16 protein-coding genes and 1 pseudogene are annotated in these 16,335 nt (G+C 39.4%); 4 read left to right on the top strand and 13 right to left on the bottom strand.

The genetic code is table 11. The features are described 5' to 3' along the window. The first annotated feature begins 124 nt into the window (after positions 1–124). Positions 125–973, top strand: a complete 849-nt coding sequence (locus ACM0OY_RS11845) for an Rpn family recombination-promoting nuclease/putative transposase (RefSeq protein ID WP_414569046.1) — start codon at positions 125–127, stop codon at positions 971–973. A gap of 66 nt (positions 974–1,039) precedes the next feature. On the opposite strand, the gene hypB is transcribed toward ACM0OY_RS11845, so the two are convergent. The 12 genes from hypB to ACM0OY_RS11785 form a co-directional block, all read right to left on the bottom strand. Then, positions 1,040–1,888, bottom strand: a complete 849-nt coding sequence (gene hypB / locus ACM0OY_RS11840; RefSeq protein ID WP_414569045.1) for a hydrogenase nickel incorporation protein HypB — start codon at positions 1,886–1,888, stop codon at positions 1,040–1,042. Continuing rightward, complete coding sequence (gene hypA / locus ACM0OY_RS11835; RefSeq protein WP_414569044.1) at positions 1,879–2,220, bottom strand: hydrogenase maturation nickel metallochaperone HypA; 342 nt, start codon at positions 2,218–2,220, stop codon at positions 1,879–1,881. Before hypA ends, hypB begins: the two co-directional genes overlap by 10 nt. A gap of 18 nt (positions 2,221–2,238) precedes the next feature. Further along, positions 2,239–3,321: a hydrogenase expression/formation protein HypE gene (gene hypE / locus ACM0OY_RS11830; RefSeq protein WP_414569043.1), complete on the bottom strand. Its 1,083-nt coding sequence runs from the start codon at positions 3,319–3,321 to the stop codon at positions 2,239–2,241. Positions 3,322–3,391: 70 nt separating this feature from the next. Next, on the bottom strand, positions 3,392–3,607 hold the full coding sequence (locus ACM0OY_RS11825; protein ID WP_414569042.1) for a tautomerase family protein: 216 nt from the start codon (positions 3,605–3,607) through the stop codon (positions 3,392–3,394). 31 nt (positions 3,608–3,638) lie between these two features. Beyond that, positions 3,639–4,823, bottom strand: coding sequence for a hydrogenase formation protein HypD (gene hypD, locus ACM0OY_RS11820; protein WP_414569041.1), 1,185 nt, complete (start codon positions 4,821–4,823; stop codon positions 3,639–3,641). 82 nt (positions 4,824–4,905) lie between these two features. Beyond that, the gene (locus ACM0OY_RS11815) at positions 4,906–5,166 is read right to left on the bottom strand and encodes a HypC/HybG/HupF family hydrogenase formation chaperone (RefSeq protein ID WP_414569040.1); all 261 of its coding nucleotides are present in this window, start codon (positions 5,164–5,166) and stop codon (positions 4,906–4,908) included. Between the two features lie 42 nt (positions 5,167–5,208). Continuing rightward, on the bottom strand, positions 5,209–7,611 hold the full coding sequence (gene hypF, locus ACM0OY_RS11810) for a carbamoyltransferase HypF (RefSeq protein ID WP_414569039.1): 2,403 nt from the start codon (positions 7,609–7,611) through the stop codon (positions 5,209–5,211). Positions 7,612–7,652: 41 nt separating this feature from the next. Beyond that, positions 7,653–8,864, bottom strand: a complete 1,212-nt coding sequence (locus tag ACM0OY_RS11805) for a hypothetical protein (protein WP_414569038.1) — start codon at positions 8,862–8,864, stop codon at positions 7,653–7,655. Positions 8,865–9,276: 412 nt separating this feature from the next. Continuing rightward, positions 9,277–10,119 carry a NifU family protein gene (locus ACM0OY_RS11800; protein ID WP_414569037.1) on the bottom strand — a complete coding sequence of 281 codons (843 nt, stop codon included), beginning with the start codon at positions 10,117–10,119 and terminating at the stop codon, positions 9,277–9,279. 129 nt (positions 10,120–10,248) lie between these two features. Beyond that, a complete protein-coding gene (locus tag ACM0OY_RS11795) occupies positions 10,249–10,473 on the bottom strand; it encodes a hypothetical protein (RefSeq protein WP_193921925.1) in 225 nt (74 codons plus the stop codon). An 8-nt stretch (positions 10,474–10,481) separates the two neighbouring features. After that, positions 10,482–10,748: a hypothetical protein gene (locus tag ACM0OY_RS11790; RefSeq protein ID WP_414569036.1), complete on the bottom strand. Its 267-nt coding sequence runs from the start codon at positions 10,746–10,748 to the stop codon at positions 10,482–10,484. Between the two features lie 88 nt (positions 10,749–10,836). Then, positions 10,837–11,805 (bottom strand): hypothetical protein, encoded by a 969-nt coding sequence (locus tag ACM0OY_RS11785; RefSeq protein ID WP_414569082.1) that lies wholly within the window; start codon positions 11,803–11,805, stop codon positions 10,837–10,839. A gap of 564 nt (positions 11,806–12,369) precedes the next feature. Between ACM0OY_RS11785 and ACM0OY_RS11780 the strand changes: the two are divergent. After that, positions 12,370–13,161 (top strand): annotated as a pseudogene (locus ACM0OY_RS11780) (Rpn family recombination-promoting nuclease/putative transposase). 406 nt (positions 13,162–13,567) lie between these two features. Further along, entirely contained in the window at positions 13,568–14,530 is a 963-nt protein-coding gene (locus tag ACM0OY_RS11775) for a hydrogenase small subunit (protein ID WP_414569035.1), read from the top strand. A 31-nt stretch (positions 14,531–14,561) separates the two neighbouring features. Here ACM0OY_RS11775 and ACM0OY_RS11770 read toward each other — a convergent pair whose 3' ends face one another. Next, entirely contained in the window at positions 14,562–14,690 is a 129-nt protein-coding gene (locus tag ACM0OY_RS11770; RefSeq protein ID WP_414569034.1) for a hypothetical protein, read from the bottom strand. Between ACM0OY_RS11770 and ACM0OY_RS11765 the strand changes: the two genes are divergently transcribed. Then, positions 14,675–16,270: a nickel-dependent hydrogenase large subunit gene (locus ACM0OY_RS11765; protein WP_414569033.1), complete on the top strand. Its 1,596-nt coding sequence runs from the start codon at positions 14,675–14,677 to the stop codon at positions 16,268–16,270. The two genes, ACM0OY_RS11770 and ACM0OY_RS11765, sit on opposite strands and share 16 nt — an antisense overlap. Positions 16,271–16,335 lie beyond the last annotated feature (65 nt).

The raw sequence follows: 16,335 nt of genomic DNA, 5'->3' as shown, positions 1-16,335 counted from the left end.
TCACACCCTGTACTCTTAGAGTGCAGGGTGTTGTCATTTGAAAAGAATTATTTACTTTAATGTTTCTGCTTTTGCAAGTTATAAAATTTCTTTGTGAAGTTCGTTTTTTATATCTAGCTTGCTTATGTCCAAACCTGCTGATATCAGTACTAAACGCCTAATCAGTCTTGCACCCGATAATTGGGTAAAATGGGTAACACAAATTCCTGATGTTATTGTAGGTGAAATTCTCAACTCAGAATTTCAATGGCTGAGTAGACAAAGTGATGTACTCATCCGTGTAGAAAATCCGCAGTATGGTAAGTTTCTTGTTATCAATGAATTACAACTGCGCTATAAACCCGAAATGCCGCGACGAATGCGTGCTTATGCAGCACTGGCTGAAGAAAAATATAATTTACCTACCTATCCAGTATTAATTAACATTCTTAAAGGAACTAACACAGAAATACCTACAACATATACATCAAATGTCGCAGGCTTAAAAGCAACTCAAGATTATCGAGTAATTAACCTCTGGGAAGTTGATGTAAATACTGTCTTTGAGACACCATTACCATCCTTAATTCCCTTTGTACCCATCCTCAAAGGTGGCGAAAACGAAGTTATAATTCGAGAAGCCTTGCAAGTTCTCCGTGCGGATGAACAATTAAATCAACTGGAAACAGTTTTGGCATTTTTTGCTACGTTTGTAATAGAGAGTGCCCTAGTCCAAGAAATCATGAGGTGGGATATGGCTGTATTGCGTGAGTCGCCTTGGTATCAAGAAATTTTACGTGAAGGAGAAGCACGAGGACGACGAGAGGAATTATATTCCGGTATTGAATTAGCACTGGAAATTAAATTTGGTACTCCTGGCTTAGATTTAATGCCGATGATTTACCAAATCACAGATTTACAGCGATTAAAAGCGATTCAACAGGCTATTAAAACGCTAAATACAGTTGAAGAATTACAGAGAATTTGTGAGTAAGTTGATAGTTGAAAAGGGTGGCGATCGCTATTTTTCTAATTTAGCCAAAACTGCATAGCATTTTATTCACGCCGTAATTACTGCTGACATATTTGTTATCTTTTCAGTTAGCCATTTATACCAATTATCTAACCCTAAACCAGTAGTTGCAGAAACTTCAAAAATCTGAATTTTGGGATTAACTTGCTTCGCGTATTCTATGCACTTTTGCACATCAAATTGCACGTAAGGTAGCAAATCAATTTTAGTCAAAATCATGATGTCGCTAGCGCGGAACATGTGAGGATATTTTATCGGTTTATCTTCACCTTCCGTGACAGAGAGAATTACTACTTTAGAAAATTCTCCTAAATCAAATAAAGCTGGACAAACTAAATTTCCCACATTTTCAATCATCACAACTGAATTTAGCGGTGGATTTAGTTGTTGTAAACCTCTGTCTATCATTGATGCATCTAAATGACAGCCTGTTCCGGTGTTAATTTGGACGACTTTACAACCTGTTTCTTGAATTTTTTTAGCATCGTTAGTAGTTTCCTGGTCGCCTTCAATCACACTAATAGATACCTGATGTTTTAAATCATTGATAGTGCGAGTTAAAAGAGTTGTTTTCCCTGCACCGGGAGAACTCATTAAATTTAAAGCGACAATATTTCTGCCTTTAAACCATCCGCGATTTTGGGCTGCTATTAAATTATTTTTTGCTAATATATCCTGTTCTAATGATATAGTTGTGCCATGTATTTTGGCATGAAATTCAGATGCTTCTGTATGAGTATCGTGACTGTGGGAATGAGTAATCACAGTGCCATCAGCTAAAGTGTGAGTATGATGATGATTTTGTTCAGCTTCACTTACTTCTAGATTGATAATTTTGGTTTCGCCATCATCAGAACAACCGCAGGTTACACACATAATTCCTCTATTTCTATTTCTTTAATTTTGAGTTCTTCACCAGATATTAAATCTAATTTCACGCTACCGCAGTTACAGATACCAAATGGTTTATCTAAATAAATTTCTGCATTGCATTGGCGACATCGTGCCAAACCGGGAATTTCCAAAATTTCTAATGTCGCACCTTGTAAAACTGTACCTTGAGTGCAAATATCAAAACAAAATCGAATAGCATCGGGCATAATAGCTGAAAGTTTACCAATTTCTAATGAAACTCGCTGTACTTTTGCACCTTTAGCGTGTTCAGCTACAATAGCTACAATATTTTGCGTAATTCCTAATTCATGCATATAAAAATATCTTAAATATTAACAAATTCGTGGCAATTGGTCGCCTACTAACATATCAACAATACGTTCTGCACCGAAAATTGTTTTTAACAACACAATACCTGGAGGTGAAGTTATTACTTCCCCAATAATACAAGCATCCTTTCCTGCGGGATGAGATTTCATCGCTGATAAAATAGATTCGGCATTCTCTTTTTTTGCTACTACAACTAACTTACCTTCGTTAGCTAAATAAAATGGATCTAAACCCAAAATTTCGCAAAAACCTTTTACCTCTTCACGTACTGGAATAGATTCTTCGTAGAGGCGAATTCCCACATCGGAAGTGACGGCAAATTCATTTAAAACTGTCGCTAAACCTCCGCGTGTCAGATCTCGCATTGCATGAATGTTGGGACAGATATTGAGGATGCTTGCAACTAAATCATGCAACGGCTGACAGTCACTTTGAATATTAGTTTCTAAAGCTAATTCTCCACGGGCAATTAAAATTGCTGCCCCATGATTGCCTAATTCACCATTAATAATTACAGCATCTCCAGGCTGGATATTCTGGGCAGAAATGTTAATCCCTCGTGGGATGACACCAATACCAGCAGTATTAATAAACAGTTTATCGGCAGCACCGCGATGTACAACTTTTGTGTCACCAGTGATAATTTGAACGCCAGCTTTTGTTGCAGCTGATTTCATGCTGGCTGCAACACGTCGCAAAGTTTCTACTGGTAATCCTTCTTCTAAAATAACGCTACAAGTTAGATATAAAGGTTTAGCGCCACTGACAGCTAAATCGTTAACCGTGCCGTTGATGGCTAATTCTCCGATATCGCTACCGGGAAAAAATAAAGGATCTACAACATAAGAATCTGTGGTAAAAGCGAGTCTGTCTCCTTGTTGTAAAAGTGGGGCTAAATTTAAGGTTGCTTGGTCTTCTAATTGAGAGAGAATTGGGTTATCAAAAGTATTAACAAAGATATCGTCAATTAAATCACGCATGGCTTTACCACCGCTACCATGTGCGAGAGTTATGTGAGTGTCTTGTATTTTATGGCGACGGCGAGAAAGAGAATTTTTTATTTGGTTATTGGAAGGGAAGTGCATTTAATTAAGGTGAATTGTTGAAGGGATATCACGCAAAGACGCAAAGACGCAAAGAGAGAGTTGAGGAGTTTTATTTACCTTTTTCTTCGTGTCTACCACTATGTTTGTCAGAATGTAGTTGACCTCCAACTGCCCAATTTTCGCGTTCAAATTCATCAATGTGAATGGTTATCCATTCTGGCTTGGAATTCAAAGTGGCGACAAGTGCATCGGTGATGGCTTTGACTAGTTGGCGCTTTTTTTCGATGGAGTGTCCTTTGGCAATTTGGACTGTAATGAATGGCATTTGAGTTACCCTCTAATGGTATAATTTAGGGTTAGTCTAAAGAGAAACCGCAGGCGGGGAGAGGTTCTTGGGTTATGGTTACTTTTGGTTTTTCAGCTATTACTTTTTTAGCCATAGTAGAGAGTCGGCCATATTTATAATAAGCTGCACAAGCACCTTCAGAAGATACCATACAAGTGCCAATGGGTGTTTCGGGTGTGCAAGCTGTACCAAATACTTTGCATTCCCAAGGTTTTAATACTCCTTTGAGAATTTCTCCACATTTACAAGCTTTATGGTCGGCTACTTTGAGATTAGGAATAGTAAATTTAAGTTCAGCATCAAATTGAGCATATTCAGGTTGGATTTTTAATCCTGAATAAGGGATATCACCCAAACCACGCCAATCGAAAGTATCTCGTACAGCAAATACTTTATTGATGGCTTCTAGTGCTACTTTATTCCCAGCTTTTTGGACAATTCGATTATATTGGTTTTCAACTTCGCAACGATTTTCTAATAGCTGTTGCAATACCATCCAAATAGATTGGAGAATATCTAAAGGTTCAAATCCTGAAACGACAATTGGCTTATTATATTGTTGGGAAATAAATTCATAAGGCTCAGTACCAATTACCATGCTGACATGACCAGGCCCAACAAATCCATCAAGTTGTAAATCTGGATTATCTAATAGTGCTTTGAGGGCGGGAATCACAAGGACATGATTGGAAAACATACTGAAGTTAGGAATTTCTTCAGTTGCTGCTTGCAGAATAGTGAAGGCGGTACTGGGGGCTGTGGTTTCAAAACCTAAAGCGAAAAAAACTACTTCTTTGTTGGGGTTATCTTTGGCAATTTGCAGGCTATCTAAAGGAGAGTACACTATACGAATGTCTGCACCTTGCGCCCTGGCTTGGAGTAAACTTGTTTTGGAACCAGGAACTCGCATGGCATCGCCAAATGTGGCAAAGATGACGTTAGGATTTTGAGAGATAGCGATCGCATCATCTAACCTCCCCTTTGGCATAACGCATACTGGACAACCAGGCCCGTGAATTAATTCAATGCGATCGGGTAAAATTTCTTCAATGCCGTATTTAAATATAGAGTGAGTATGCCCGCCGCACACTTCCATGATTTTTAGAGGTTTTTCTATTTGCTGGCACAATTTTGCAATTTCACGGCGTAAGGCTTCAGCTTTTTCTCTTTCGCGGAATTCATCAACGTATTTCATAGGAAATGACAAGTAGTTTTATTGCTTCACGCAAAGACGCAAAGAAAGAAATAGTAAGTGCTAAATGTAATCAGTTAATTAATTAATTAATAACTGTTACTTGTGCTGCTGCTAATTCTTGTAACAACTCTAATGTTTCTGCTGCTTCTTGCTCATTAATTCGATTCATCGCAAAGCCAACATGCACTAATACCCAATCTCCAATACAAGCTTCAGGCGGATGTTCTTCGTCAACGATACAGGCAATATTTACTTGACGCTTAACACCACCAACATTAACAATAGCTAACTTATGATTAACGTTGGTTATTTCGATAATTTGACCAGGAATTCCTAAACACATTTTTATCTTCTTTGCGCCTTTGCGCCTTTGCGTGAATTAAATTTATACTCTTAATTTTGCAGCTGTAATAACTGCTTGCCCTAAAGATAACCCGCCATCATTAGCTGGAACTAAACTGTGAGTTAATACTTTTCTTCCGAACGTTTCTAATGATTGACTAACTTGCTCTAACAATACACAATTTTGAAATACTCCTCCTGTTAAAACAACCTGATGAATTACATTTTCTTGACAAAGGTGCTTAACCATCTCCACAATCGCATTAGCTAAACCTTTGTGAAATTTAGTAGCTATAACTGCTTGGGGAATTTGTTGCTGCAAGTCCTCGAGTAAAGCTTGCCACATTGGACGCGGGTCTATACAATAAATACTATCTAAAAAGCTAAATTTAAAAGGGTATATTAGAATTTCTTTATCATTATTTAAGCTCTTAACATTGACTAGAGTTTCCATTGCGATCGCAGCTTGTCCTTCATAGCTACATTCATCTCTATAAATACCGATAGCCGCCGCCACCGCATCGAACAACCTCCCCACTGAAGAAGCTGGAGGAGAGTTAATTTCTTTCTCAATCAATTGATTAAGTAGCTTAATTGGCTTACTTTTCAAAAATTTAATTATTTCTAGTTCGGTATATTTTTCTTGACAATCATCCCAAAGATTAGCCGCTATTAATTGAGCATAAGTATTACGCCAAGGCTGATATATTGCTTGTTCACTACCAATCATTGCTACTGGCTTAAATGTTGCTAATCGTTGAAATGTTCGGTAATCTGCTAAAAGAAATTCTCCGCCCCAAAGTGTACCATCTTCGCCATAACCCAAACCATCTAAAGCAATACCTAATACTGGAGGCGAATCTAGAGGAATATTATTTTCCGCCATACAAGCGGCAATATGCGCGTGATGATGTTGAATTTGGTTAATTTTAATTTTATTTATATCAGCAAATTCTTTACCAACTTTGCTTGAGAGATATTCAGGATGTTTATCAATCGCAATTACTTCTGGTTCGTGTTCAAATAAATTCAAGTATAAACTCAAAGCTTTTTTATAACTATCAAAAGCCGCACCATTTTCTAAATCTCCCAGATGTTGCGAAATAATTGCTTCTTTCCCACGCAACAAACAAAAGGTATTTTTTAACTCACTACCCATTGCTAAAATTGGCGGTACATTCTTAAATCCTGGTGGTAAACTAATTGCTGCTGGTGCGTATCCTCTAGCACGGCGAATTGTTTGAACTTTATCACCAACAACCCGCACCACCGAATCATCTACCCGATTAATAATATCCCGATTATGCAAAATAAAATAATCAGCTATTGTCCCTAATTTTTCCCTAGCTTCATCATTATTAATACATTGCGGTTCATCAGCAATATTGCCACTAGTTAAAACAATCGGTCGATTCATTCGCCGCAAAATTAAATGATGTAACGGCGTATAAGGTAGCATAAACCCAAGACTATTTTGCCCCGGTGCTACTGAAACCGCAATATTAAAATTCAAAGAATGTGAAAGTTTTTTCCCCGCTTCTATTCCCACTCCCCACTCCCCACTCCCCAGTCCCTTCTTCCGTAATAAAACAATCGGTGCAGCAGGACTTGTTAATAATTCTTTCTCCTGAGAATTTACAGTACAATATTGTTCAATTACTTCAATATCCCGTGCCATTAAAGCAAAAGGTTTATGATAGCGCCTTTTGCGATATCGCAATTTTTCCACAGCAACTTCCACAGTTGCATCGCAAGCTAAATGAAAACCACCCAACCCTTTAATTGCGACAATTTCACCTTTTTGCAATAGGGTACAAACGGCATCAACATCATCTAACATCGAGAACATGGAAGCGGTAACCGCTTTGCCATCAGCACGTTCTAACCAAGCTGAAGCACCGCAAGCATGACAAGCTACAGGTTGGGCGTGAAAACGACGATTTTCGACATCGTGGTATTCCTTTGCACATTCAGAACACATGATAAACGCAGACATACTGGTATTGCATCTATCATAAGGAATGGCACGAATAATACTCAGGCGAGGGCCGCAATGGGTACAGTTAGTAAAAGGGTAACGGTAAAAGCGGCTAAAAGGGTCGAATATTTCTTTTTGGCATTGTGGACAAGTTGCTGCATCGGGCGCAATTTCTGTTTTAATTGCACTCTTGACGCTACTAGAAATCACAAAATTATCAACGTTCAATTTACCTGTGTAAGGACTTCTTATTAGTTCATTAATTTTTGCCAAGGGTGGAGATTCTGTTTGCAATTTAGCAACAAATTCCGTTATTGCTTGTTCACTACCAGATACGCGAATTAAAACACCTTCACCATCATTACAAACATCTCCGCCTAAGCCACAAACTTTAGCAAGACGATACACTGTAGGGCGAAATCCTACTCCTTGAACAGTACCGCGAACTCTAATTTCTTCGGTCGCCATATAAATCTGACTTTCAAAAATTACGAATTACAAATTACAAATTACGAATTATTAAACTGCCACAGCAAAATGCGATTATTTCCAGAATCAGCTATTACTGCCGTCTTGCCACAAATTTTTATGCCGTAACACCAATTTAAACTATCTCGTTTTGGTAATCCAAAATTACGATTTTCACCTTTACTTTGAAAATTAATTTGTCCGGCAATGGCATCTGCCGTTGCACCTTGCAGTGATAAAATTGATTCTGGCTTTCTCCATCCTAACAAACGAGAATTAGCAGTATCCGCAACTACTAACCACTCCCCACCTATTCCAATACCATAGGGCATACTCAAGCTACTAGCATTAGGATAATAAACGCCTTGATTCATTTCCACACAATCAAAGTTTTTTTGTCCTAAAACCACTGCACAAGGAGTATTATTTTCTGTCGGTATTCCTTGCCAAATCATTACCCGGTTATTGCCTGCATCACTGACAACCAGATTTTCTCCCCAAAAAGTGATATCGTGACACCAACGCATACTCGCTGCGGTTGGAGACCCACCGCCGTTTTCGTTGCGAGATATCATATCCGGTTGTCCCAAAACTAAATCAGCAGGTTGGCCGTTTTGTGTTGGTAATTGATGCCAAATTAAGACCCTGCGATTTCCTGTATCAGCAATAAATAGCTGTCCTTGATGATAGAAAACACCATAAGGCCAGTGCATTGTACTGGCAGAGGCTTGTTGACTTCCTCTATTTGGTTCGTTATCGATAAAATTAACTTGTCCTAATACCAAATCTGCTGGTACATTGCTATCTTGTGGGAAATTTTTCCAAATCAAAACCCGATGATTCCAAGCATCTGCTACAGCTAAACCTTCGCCACAACTACAAATTCCAGTTGGTACATTTAAAGTAGTTCTTCCAGTTGTACCTTTAGCATTTTGTCCTTCATGATAAAAGTCAGGTTGTCCAATTACCCAATCAGCCGCTTGACTATCTTGAGTTGGTAAATTCCGCCATCCCAATAATCGATGATGTCCTGTATCTGACACCCACAATAGCCCATTTGGCAACAAACAAGCACCACGAGGCCCAAACATTGTAGTCGGACTGGGTGCTACAGGTATCACTAATTGTTGTGCTTCAATAATATTACCTAAAATTACTTCTGCACCCTGAGATGAAAAAGGTAAGTTTTGAAGAGTTGCTGTTGCTTCTGGCGGTAATTGTGATATGGAATGAATTCTAATTGGGATATCCATGAACCGCAAATAGAGGCTAATAAATATTTAAAAACATTAATGTTTAACAGCATGTAACAACAGTAACATTTTGATATCTTTGATATAAAATAATCAATAAAACCAAGTGTATTTTTTTTAAATGCCAGAATATGACAACCTTTTTCTCTATTGAAGGACTGAAAGTCTTATCTACTGAACAATTGGAAGGATTAGGAGAATAATTTTTATATTTTTGCAATGTATCTGATTTAGTCGCTTGGCTTGAGCAAAATACAGGGAATTAAATCTATCTTTTGATAAATGCGATCGCAGGCATAGTAAAGTTAAGAGTCAAGGATAAAAATTCTATGTTTTTTAATCTTGACTTTTGGCTTATTTCAACCTTTAAAAACAAGATATAACACTTGCCTAAGTCTTATATATGTCGAAATTATTGCAGTTTCACAAAAACCTTATCACCTTTAATATTTACTTGATATGACTGAAGAGAAATATCAGGTGCAGTCAAACATTTACCTGTCTCTAAGTTATACTCAAACCCGTGGGAAGGGCAAGTAATAATCCCATTTTCAACCTTACCCTTTTCTAAAGGATTTCCTAGATGAGCGCAAGCATTACGATAACATCTAAACGTAACACCTCGGCGATATAAAATTAGCGAAGTACCAGCAAGTTGTACTGCTAAGACACCCAATTCAGGAACTTGTTCGATAGTTGCTACTTTTACCCAAGTAGAAGTTAACTGTGAAGAAAATGGACTTATTAAACTAGAATTTACTGTATTAACAGTAGCATTATTATTAACAGCAACGACTTTGGTTATTTCAGGACAATGGTTTTTAATTGCTTGTTCTACTCCCTGAGATAAAGTCAAAGTAGAAGCCAGACAACTGCTGCAAGTTCCTGTTAACTTAACTTCTACTGTATCTGGTGGTTTAATCGCTACTAATTCTATATCACCATTATGGCTTTTTAAGCCTGGGCGAACTTCTTCAAGGGCAGTCTGAATACGCTGCGCTAGTGCTGGTTTTGGTGGTTTAACTAATTCGTGATAAAGCAATACTGCATATACTACTTCATCATTAACAGCATGACGCAAAGCAGGCATTGATTCTTGTTTGAGGCTTTTAATCAAATTGGTCAATGCTGCTTTATGCAAAGCTTCAATTGCTCTTTTTAAGCCTACTGCTACACACCGTTGGCTTTCATCCCACTCGGATATAATTGCCTCAAAGCGGTTAATTTCCTGAACTAATTCTTCAAGATTAGACATAGGATATAGGGCATGGGGCATTGGGGAGCCACTGCGTTGGGCGGCTTTGCCGACTTGAAGCAAGTGGCGTCATGGGGCATTGGTTATTTACAAATGACCAATGACAAAGGACAAATGACAAGTGAAAATTCATTTCATTTTGAAATCTTTGAGCAGAAATGGCATAATCATGCCTGTCACTAAGCTAGATAATGTTACTGGTAAGCAAAAGGGAATTTCAGCTTGTGCGAATAACACTAGCAGTAGCGAACCTACAGCAGTAGCAATAGCAGTTCGCTGGATAAAATATATGGGATCGCGCAGTAGCTTTCCCTTGAAAAATAACTTGGCAGAAAACCACCCGATTTCTAACATATTTCCTCCTAATAATTTTTCAACAAATTTAGTATGGCTAGCCCTATAATAATGGCGGGAATTACGCCAGCAGGAGCAAATAAAGCACCAAGCATTGCTGAAAACTGATAGCCTATATCTTTACCAGCTAATAGTATCCCACCAATAGCACCGCCAATCATAGATAAAACTATTGCTGTGACTAGCCAAATAAATTCCGTTGCTATGTTGAGATCTCCTGCTACTAAACTTGTGAGAAAATCTCTGATAGTATGGCTGGTCAAAATTTCTTGCATTCTCTGTTTTCCTCGTTAATTTAATTGAGGGAGTCGCGAGTCAAGATCTAGGAGTGAAGAGTTAAGTTAGATGAAAAATTAATAACTCCTAACTTTTAATTTCAGCTTCCACATCTTGTAACGCTTTAGTTACTATTTCTGCTTGTTCCATCTGTTGGTGTTTCGTAAATATTTCTAATGCTTGTTCATAGTATGCACGCGCTTGTAAGAGATTTTGAGGATTACCAACCTCTGGATTTTCTGGGTCGTCTGGTAAATTGAATAAGGCGTTAGCTTTGTTTGAAATTGTGTTAGCGTACTCTAAAGGTGTATCTTTGGAATTACGCACTTTTAGCGCTTCGTTATAAGCTACGATCGCTCTTAAGTTATTCTCCACAGGATGAGAACTCACTAAATATTGCAAAGCGTTACCCAAATTATTTTGCAACATCGCATATTCTCTGGGATGGTCAATCAGATTAATATGCTTTAGCGCTGTCTCAAATGATTGCACTGCTAACCCTTGACGCAAGTATTCCCGTTCCGATGCTAAGGGCATGGAAAGATAAGCGATCGCAATATTATTGTATAAAATGGCATATTCTTGTGGGTAATCCTGCCAAGTAAATACTCGCAAAGCTTCATGATAAGCTTGGATACTATCAGTTATCCGCGCTAAATTATACGGCACAAGTGACTGTAACACTAGCCCGAAATTCATCTGTGCTTCTGCCAATTCCTCCGGCGAAGCTAATTGTTGTAAAGCCGGTAGCGCTTCTTCATAACCGACTTTCGCTTGTACTAGCAGTTGTGTGCTAACATCCGGTATTGCCTGTAACGTTCCTGCCATCCCTACTTGCGCCCTGGCTTTCAGTAGGGGATACTCCTCACCACACATCTCATAGGCCCGGTAATATAAGCTAACTGCATTCCGCAAATCTTGGGCTGTTTTGGGCTTTTTTTGAAAGCCTTGTGCAATCTCAATCAGCATTTGGATTTTTTCATCTGCTGATGCTGACTCCGATGCAACAGCCGCGATCGCAGCCTTCACCGCTGAATCTGTAATGCTAGGGGTCATAACTCTGCCATACTCTAGCCAATTGGGAATTGAGTCTGTTGACACCCACGAATGATTAAGACGCGCTTGGCATCTCGTCACGGGCCATACTGATTTACGCAGGCTTCGAGTCCTTTTGGCGGAATTCCCCTTTAGAAGTTAGGAACTGGGGACTGGTGATTGGGGATTAGGGAAGAGTTTTCCCAGTATCCAGTACCCAATCCTCAATACCTAATCTCTAATCCCTAAAATATAAAACACCTTATTCCTCAAATTCTAGGGGGAAATTGCCAATATTAATGTCAGCTTTAAACACCTTATATTTTGAAAATATTTTTTGTATCATGACTAAACACAATCCAAATATTATTTATTGAATTATTGACATACATATATGCAGTATATTTATAGGCAATTTTTGTGACATTGGGTAGTGGAGTACGACCAAATAAAAATAGAATCAAGGCGTTAGTTATCAAATTTATTTGATGCCAAATTCGAGTTAGCGATGTCTACAACGGGCTACGCCTACACAGATGAACACCGAAGTGTAAAATATGTTTATCAACTGTAAAACAAGCTACCTTGAAAACAGACAGTATCTTTTATCGCATCTTTCAAAGTCTACCCAGCACTTTCTTTGAACTGATTAACCAACCACCACAACTAGCTAGCGCTTATCAATTTTCCTCAGTCGAAGTCAAACAGCTGGCATTTAGAATCGATGGCGTCTTCCTGCCAAATACACCAGACTTACCGATTTATTTTGCTGAAGTCCAATTTCAACCAGACAAAAAATTATACTCACGTTTATTCACCGAAATCTTTAACTATCTTGACAAAACTGAATTAACTAACAATTGGCGTGGTGTTGTCATCTTCCCGAACCGCAGCGTTGATACTGGAAATACCGAAAGATATATCGAAATACTTAACTCACAACGAGTAACTCGTGTTTATCTTGACGAATTAAGCTCAATTGACGCATCATCAATCGGCATATAGACAGTTAAGCTGATCGTTGAACCCGAATCAACTGCCACAAGAAAAGCTATAGAAATAGTCAACAGTGCCCGACAGCAAATATCAGATGTCGTTACTATTAGGGAAATTATACAATTGATAGAGACGATATTAATCTACAAGTTGCCGCGATTGAGTCAGGAGGAGATAGGAAAAATGTTTGGATTAAATGAGTTAAGGCAAACTAGATTTTACCAAGATGTTTTTGCAGAAGGTAAACAAGAAGGTAAACAAGAAGGTAAGTTAGAAGTGATACCCCAATTATTAGCCTTGGGTTTAAGTATTGAGCAGATAGCTCAAGCTTTAGGTTTGGATGAACAAATTGTTAGGCAAGCTGCACAACCAAAATCCTAAAACAATAAGATGCTAGGTCGGGGCGCAATGTCCTGCGCCTCTGTATTTTGCTATATTTGACTTAGTTATTGTATTAAATATACACCGCTCAATTTCGTTGGATAAACTTCTCTAGTAGCTGAAATTGTCAAAACAACTCTAACCAGGTTTATTAGTATATTTTGTGAGTTAATAAACATCTTCTGATAAACAGTTATTTTTGAGATAAATTCTATTTTTTTATTTGTTAAAATAGTTACATGTGTAATCTAAATAACCTTTTGCTAATAATTAATTCTTTTTTAATAAAAGCGAGTTGAATCAAAAAATATCTTATGTTGAAAAATAAATATCAATAAACAGGTGAGACTCTACAAGCTTTATCACCTAAATCGTGCATGGTAAACATTAGAAAGACACATAGCCGATGACTAACGTACTATGGCTACAAGGTGGTGCTTGTTCAGGTAACACCATGTCATTTCTCAACGCCGAAGAACCGACAGTCTGTGATTTAATTGCCGACTTTGGTATTAAGGTACTTTGGCATCCATCCTTGGGGTTGGAAATAGGGGATAACTTACAAAAATTGCTGCGGGATTGTATTTCTGGCACAATTTCCCTAGATATTTTGGTCTTTGAAGGTAGCGTGGTCAACGCACCCAACGGCACTGGGGAATGGAACCGTTTTGCCGATCGCCCCATGAAAGATTGGTTAGCAGACCTCGCCAAAGCTGCCCAATTTATTGTAGCTGTGGGAGACTGTGCCACTTGGGGAGGAATTCCCGCCATGTCACCCAACCCCAGCGAATCGGAAGGTTTGCAATATCTCAAGCGTCAAGAAGGCGGCTTTTTAGGGAAAGATTTCGTCTCCCAAGCCGGATTACCTGTAATTAATATTCCTGGATGTCCCGCACATCCCGATTGGATTACGCAGATATTAGTGGCGATCGCTACTGGACGCATAGCAGACATCGCCCTAGATGAACTGCATCGTCCGCAAACGTTCTTTAACACCTATACCCAGACAGGTTGTACTCGTAACGTTCATTTTGCCTACAAAGCATCAACCGCCGAATTTGGTCAACGTAAAGGCTGCCTATTTTATGACTTGGGTTGTCGTGGCCCCATGACCCATTCCTCCTGCAACCGCATCCTCTGGAATCGCGTCTCCTCCAAAACCCGCGCCGGAATGCCTTGTTTGGGTTGCACCGAACCAGAATTTCCCTTCTTTGACCTCAAACCAGGAACCGTATTTAAAACCCAAACAGTTATGGGGGTTCCTAAAGAATTACCGCCAGGAGTCAACAAAAAAGACTACGCCTTACTCACAATGGTGGCCAAAGACGCAGCGCCACCTTGGGCAGAAGAAGACTTTTTTACAGTTTAGTCATTAGTCATTAGTCCTTTGTCATTAGTCATTAGTCGTTTGTTTTTTTACTAATAATCAATGACCGATGACCAATGACTGATGACCAATGACCGATGACCAATGACCAATGACCAATGACCAATGACCAAGGACTAATGACTAATGGGAATTCAAACATTAGATATATCGCCTGTTGGTAGAGTTGAAGGCGATTTAGATGTCCGAGTTGATATCGAACACGGAAGAGTAGTCAACGCCTGGACACATGCGGAACTATTTCGCGGATTTGAAATTATTTTACGCGGTAAAGACCCCCAAGCCGGATTAATTGTGACGCCTCGAATTTGCGGAATTTGCGGCGGTTCTCACTTAACTTCTGCATCTTGGGCATTAGATACAGCTTGGGAAACCGAAGTTCCACGTAATGCAATTTTGGCAAGAAATCTCGGTCAAATTGTCGAAACAATCCAAAGTATACCCCGTTATTTTTATGGATTGTTTGCCATTGATTTGACTAATAAAAAATATCGTAATAGTCGCTTTTATGATGAAGCTACCAGACGTTTTGCCGCCTTCACTGGTAAATCTTACGAATTAGGCGTGACAATTTCCGCCAAACCTGTAGAAATTTATGCACTATTGGGCGGTCAATGGCCTCATTCTAGCTACATGGTTCCCGGTGGTGTGATGTGCGCCCCCACCCTTACAGATATTACCCGCGCTTGGGCAATTCTGGAATATTTCCGCACCAATTGGTTAGAACCTGTTTGGTTGGGTTGTTCTTTAGAACGCTACGAACAAATCCAAAGTTATGATGACTTTTTGGATTGGTTAGATGAAAACCGCAATCATCGAGAATCCGATTTGGGTTTTTATTGGCGCATGGGTTTAGACATCGGTTTAGATAGATATGGCGCTGGTGTTGGTAAATATGTCACTTGGGGATATTTAGCCCATGAGGATAAATACCAAAAGCCAACTATCGAAGGACGAAACGCCGCCATGATAATGAAAAGTGGAGTGTATGACAGCTTCGCAGACACTCACACTTTAATGGATCAGTCCTTTACCCGCGAGAATACAACTCACTCCTGGTACGATGAAGGCACAGCGGATATTCATCCTGGCGATCGCACCACTAAACCTACTGCCAATAATATCAAAGACTTCGATAACGCCTACTCTTGGGCAAGTGCCGTCCTGCACAAAGATTTCGGACGTTTGGAAGCCGGCCCCTTAGCGCGTCAATTAGTCGCAGGTGGCAAACACGGCGAATCTTGGCAACACTACGACCCCTTCATCCTCGATGTCTTCAAGCGGATGGGTGGTGCTAGTATTCATGTACGTCAGCTTGCACGACTGCACGAAATTGTCAAGTTATATCGTCAAGCCGAACACTGCTTACGCGAATTCAAATTAAACGACCCTTGGTATATCAAACCCAAAGAAAAAGATGGCAAGGGTTGGGGTGCAACGGAAGCAGCGCGGGGTTCTTTGTGTCACTGGGTGGAAATAGAAGGCGGTAAAATTAAGAATTACCAAGTGATTGCGCCTGGTACTTGGAATATCGGCCCTCGTGACGGTGAAGGAATGCGCGGCCCCATTGAAGAAGCTTTAATTGGCACACCCATTTACGATTCTAGCGATCCGGTGGAAGTTGGTCATGTGGCGCGATCGTTTGATTCATGTTTGGTGTGTACAGTCCACGCCCATGATGCGAAGACGGGTGAAGAGTTGGCGCGTTTTCGGACTGCTTAATTTAATTATTAGGTGCGTTAGTCGTAGGGCAACGCACCAAAGTTTTTGTAGTTTAGAGTTTCCCA

Origin of the sequence: Nostoc sp. CCY 9925, assembly GCF_963920935.1 — a bacterium.
GTDB lineage: Bacteria > Cyanobacteriota > Cyanobacteriia > Cyanobacteriales > Nostocaceae > Nostoc.
This window is presented reverse-complemented; position numbering and strand designations above follow the sequence as displayed.

Excerpts from the sequence above, each read along its gene's own strand:
- ACM0OY_RS11845 (WP_414569046.1), top strand. The coding sequence starts at position 125 with ATGTCCAAACCTGCTGATATCAGTACTAAACGCCTAATCAGTCTTGCA.
- hypB (WP_414569045.1), bottom strand. The coding sequence starts at position 1,888 with ATGTGTGTAACCTGCGGTTGTTCTGATGATGGCGAAACCAAAATTATC.
- hypA (WP_414569044.1), bottom strand. The coding sequence starts at position 2,220 with ATGCATGAATTAGGAATTACGCAAAATATTGTAGCTATTGTAGCTGAA.
- hypE (WP_414569043.1), bottom strand. The coding sequence starts at position 3,321 with ATGCACTTCCCTTCCAATAACCAAATAAAAAATTCTCTTTCTCGCCGT.
- ACM0OY_RS11825 (WP_414569042.1), bottom strand. The coding sequence starts at position 3,607 with ATGCCATTCATTACAGTCCAAATTGCCAAAGGACACTCCATCGAAAAA.
- hypD (WP_414569041.1), bottom strand. The coding sequence starts at position 4,823 with ATGAAATACGTTGATGAATTCCGCGAAAGAGAAAAAGCTGAAGCCTTA.
- ACM0OY_RS11815 (WP_414569040.1), bottom strand. The coding sequence starts at position 5,166 with ATGTGTTTAGGAATTCCTGGTCAAATTATCGAAATAACCAACGTTAAT.
- hypF (WP_414569039.1), bottom strand. The coding sequence starts at position 7,611 with ATGGCGACCGAAGAAATTAGAGTTCGCGGTACTGTTCAAGGAGTAGGA.
- ACM0OY_RS11805 (WP_414569038.1), bottom strand. The coding sequence starts at position 8,864 with ATGGATATCCCAATTAGAATTCATTCCATATCACAATTACCGCCAGAA.
- ACM0OY_RS11800 (WP_414569037.1), bottom strand. The coding sequence starts at position 10,119 with ATGTCTAATCTTGAAGAATTAGTTCAGGAAATTAACCGCTTTGAGGCA.
- ACM0OY_RS11795 (WP_193921925.1), bottom strand. The coding sequence starts at position 10,473 with ATGTTAGAAATCGGGTGGTTTTCTGCCAAGTTATTTTTCAAGGGAAAG.
- ACM0OY_RS11790 (WP_414569036.1), bottom strand. The coding sequence starts at position 10,748 with ATGCAAGAAATTTTGACCAGCCATACTATCAGAGATTTTCTCACAAGT.
- ACM0OY_RS11785 (WP_414569082.1), bottom strand. The coding sequence starts at position 11,805 with ATGACCCCTAGCATTACAGATTCAGCGGTGAAGGCTGCGATCGCGGCT.
- ACM0OY_RS11775 (WP_414569035.1), top strand. The coding sequence starts at position 13,568 with ATGACTAACGTACTATGGCTACAAGGTGGTGCTTGTTCAGGTAACACC.
- ACM0OY_RS11765 (WP_414569033.1), top strand. The coding sequence starts at position 14,675 with ATGGGAATTCAAACATTAGATATATCGCCTGTTGGTAGAGTTGAAGGC.
- ACM0OY_RS11770 (WP_414569034.1), bottom strand. The coding sequence starts at position 14,690 with ATGTTTGAATTCCCATTAGTCATTAGTCCTTGGTCATTGGTCATTGGT.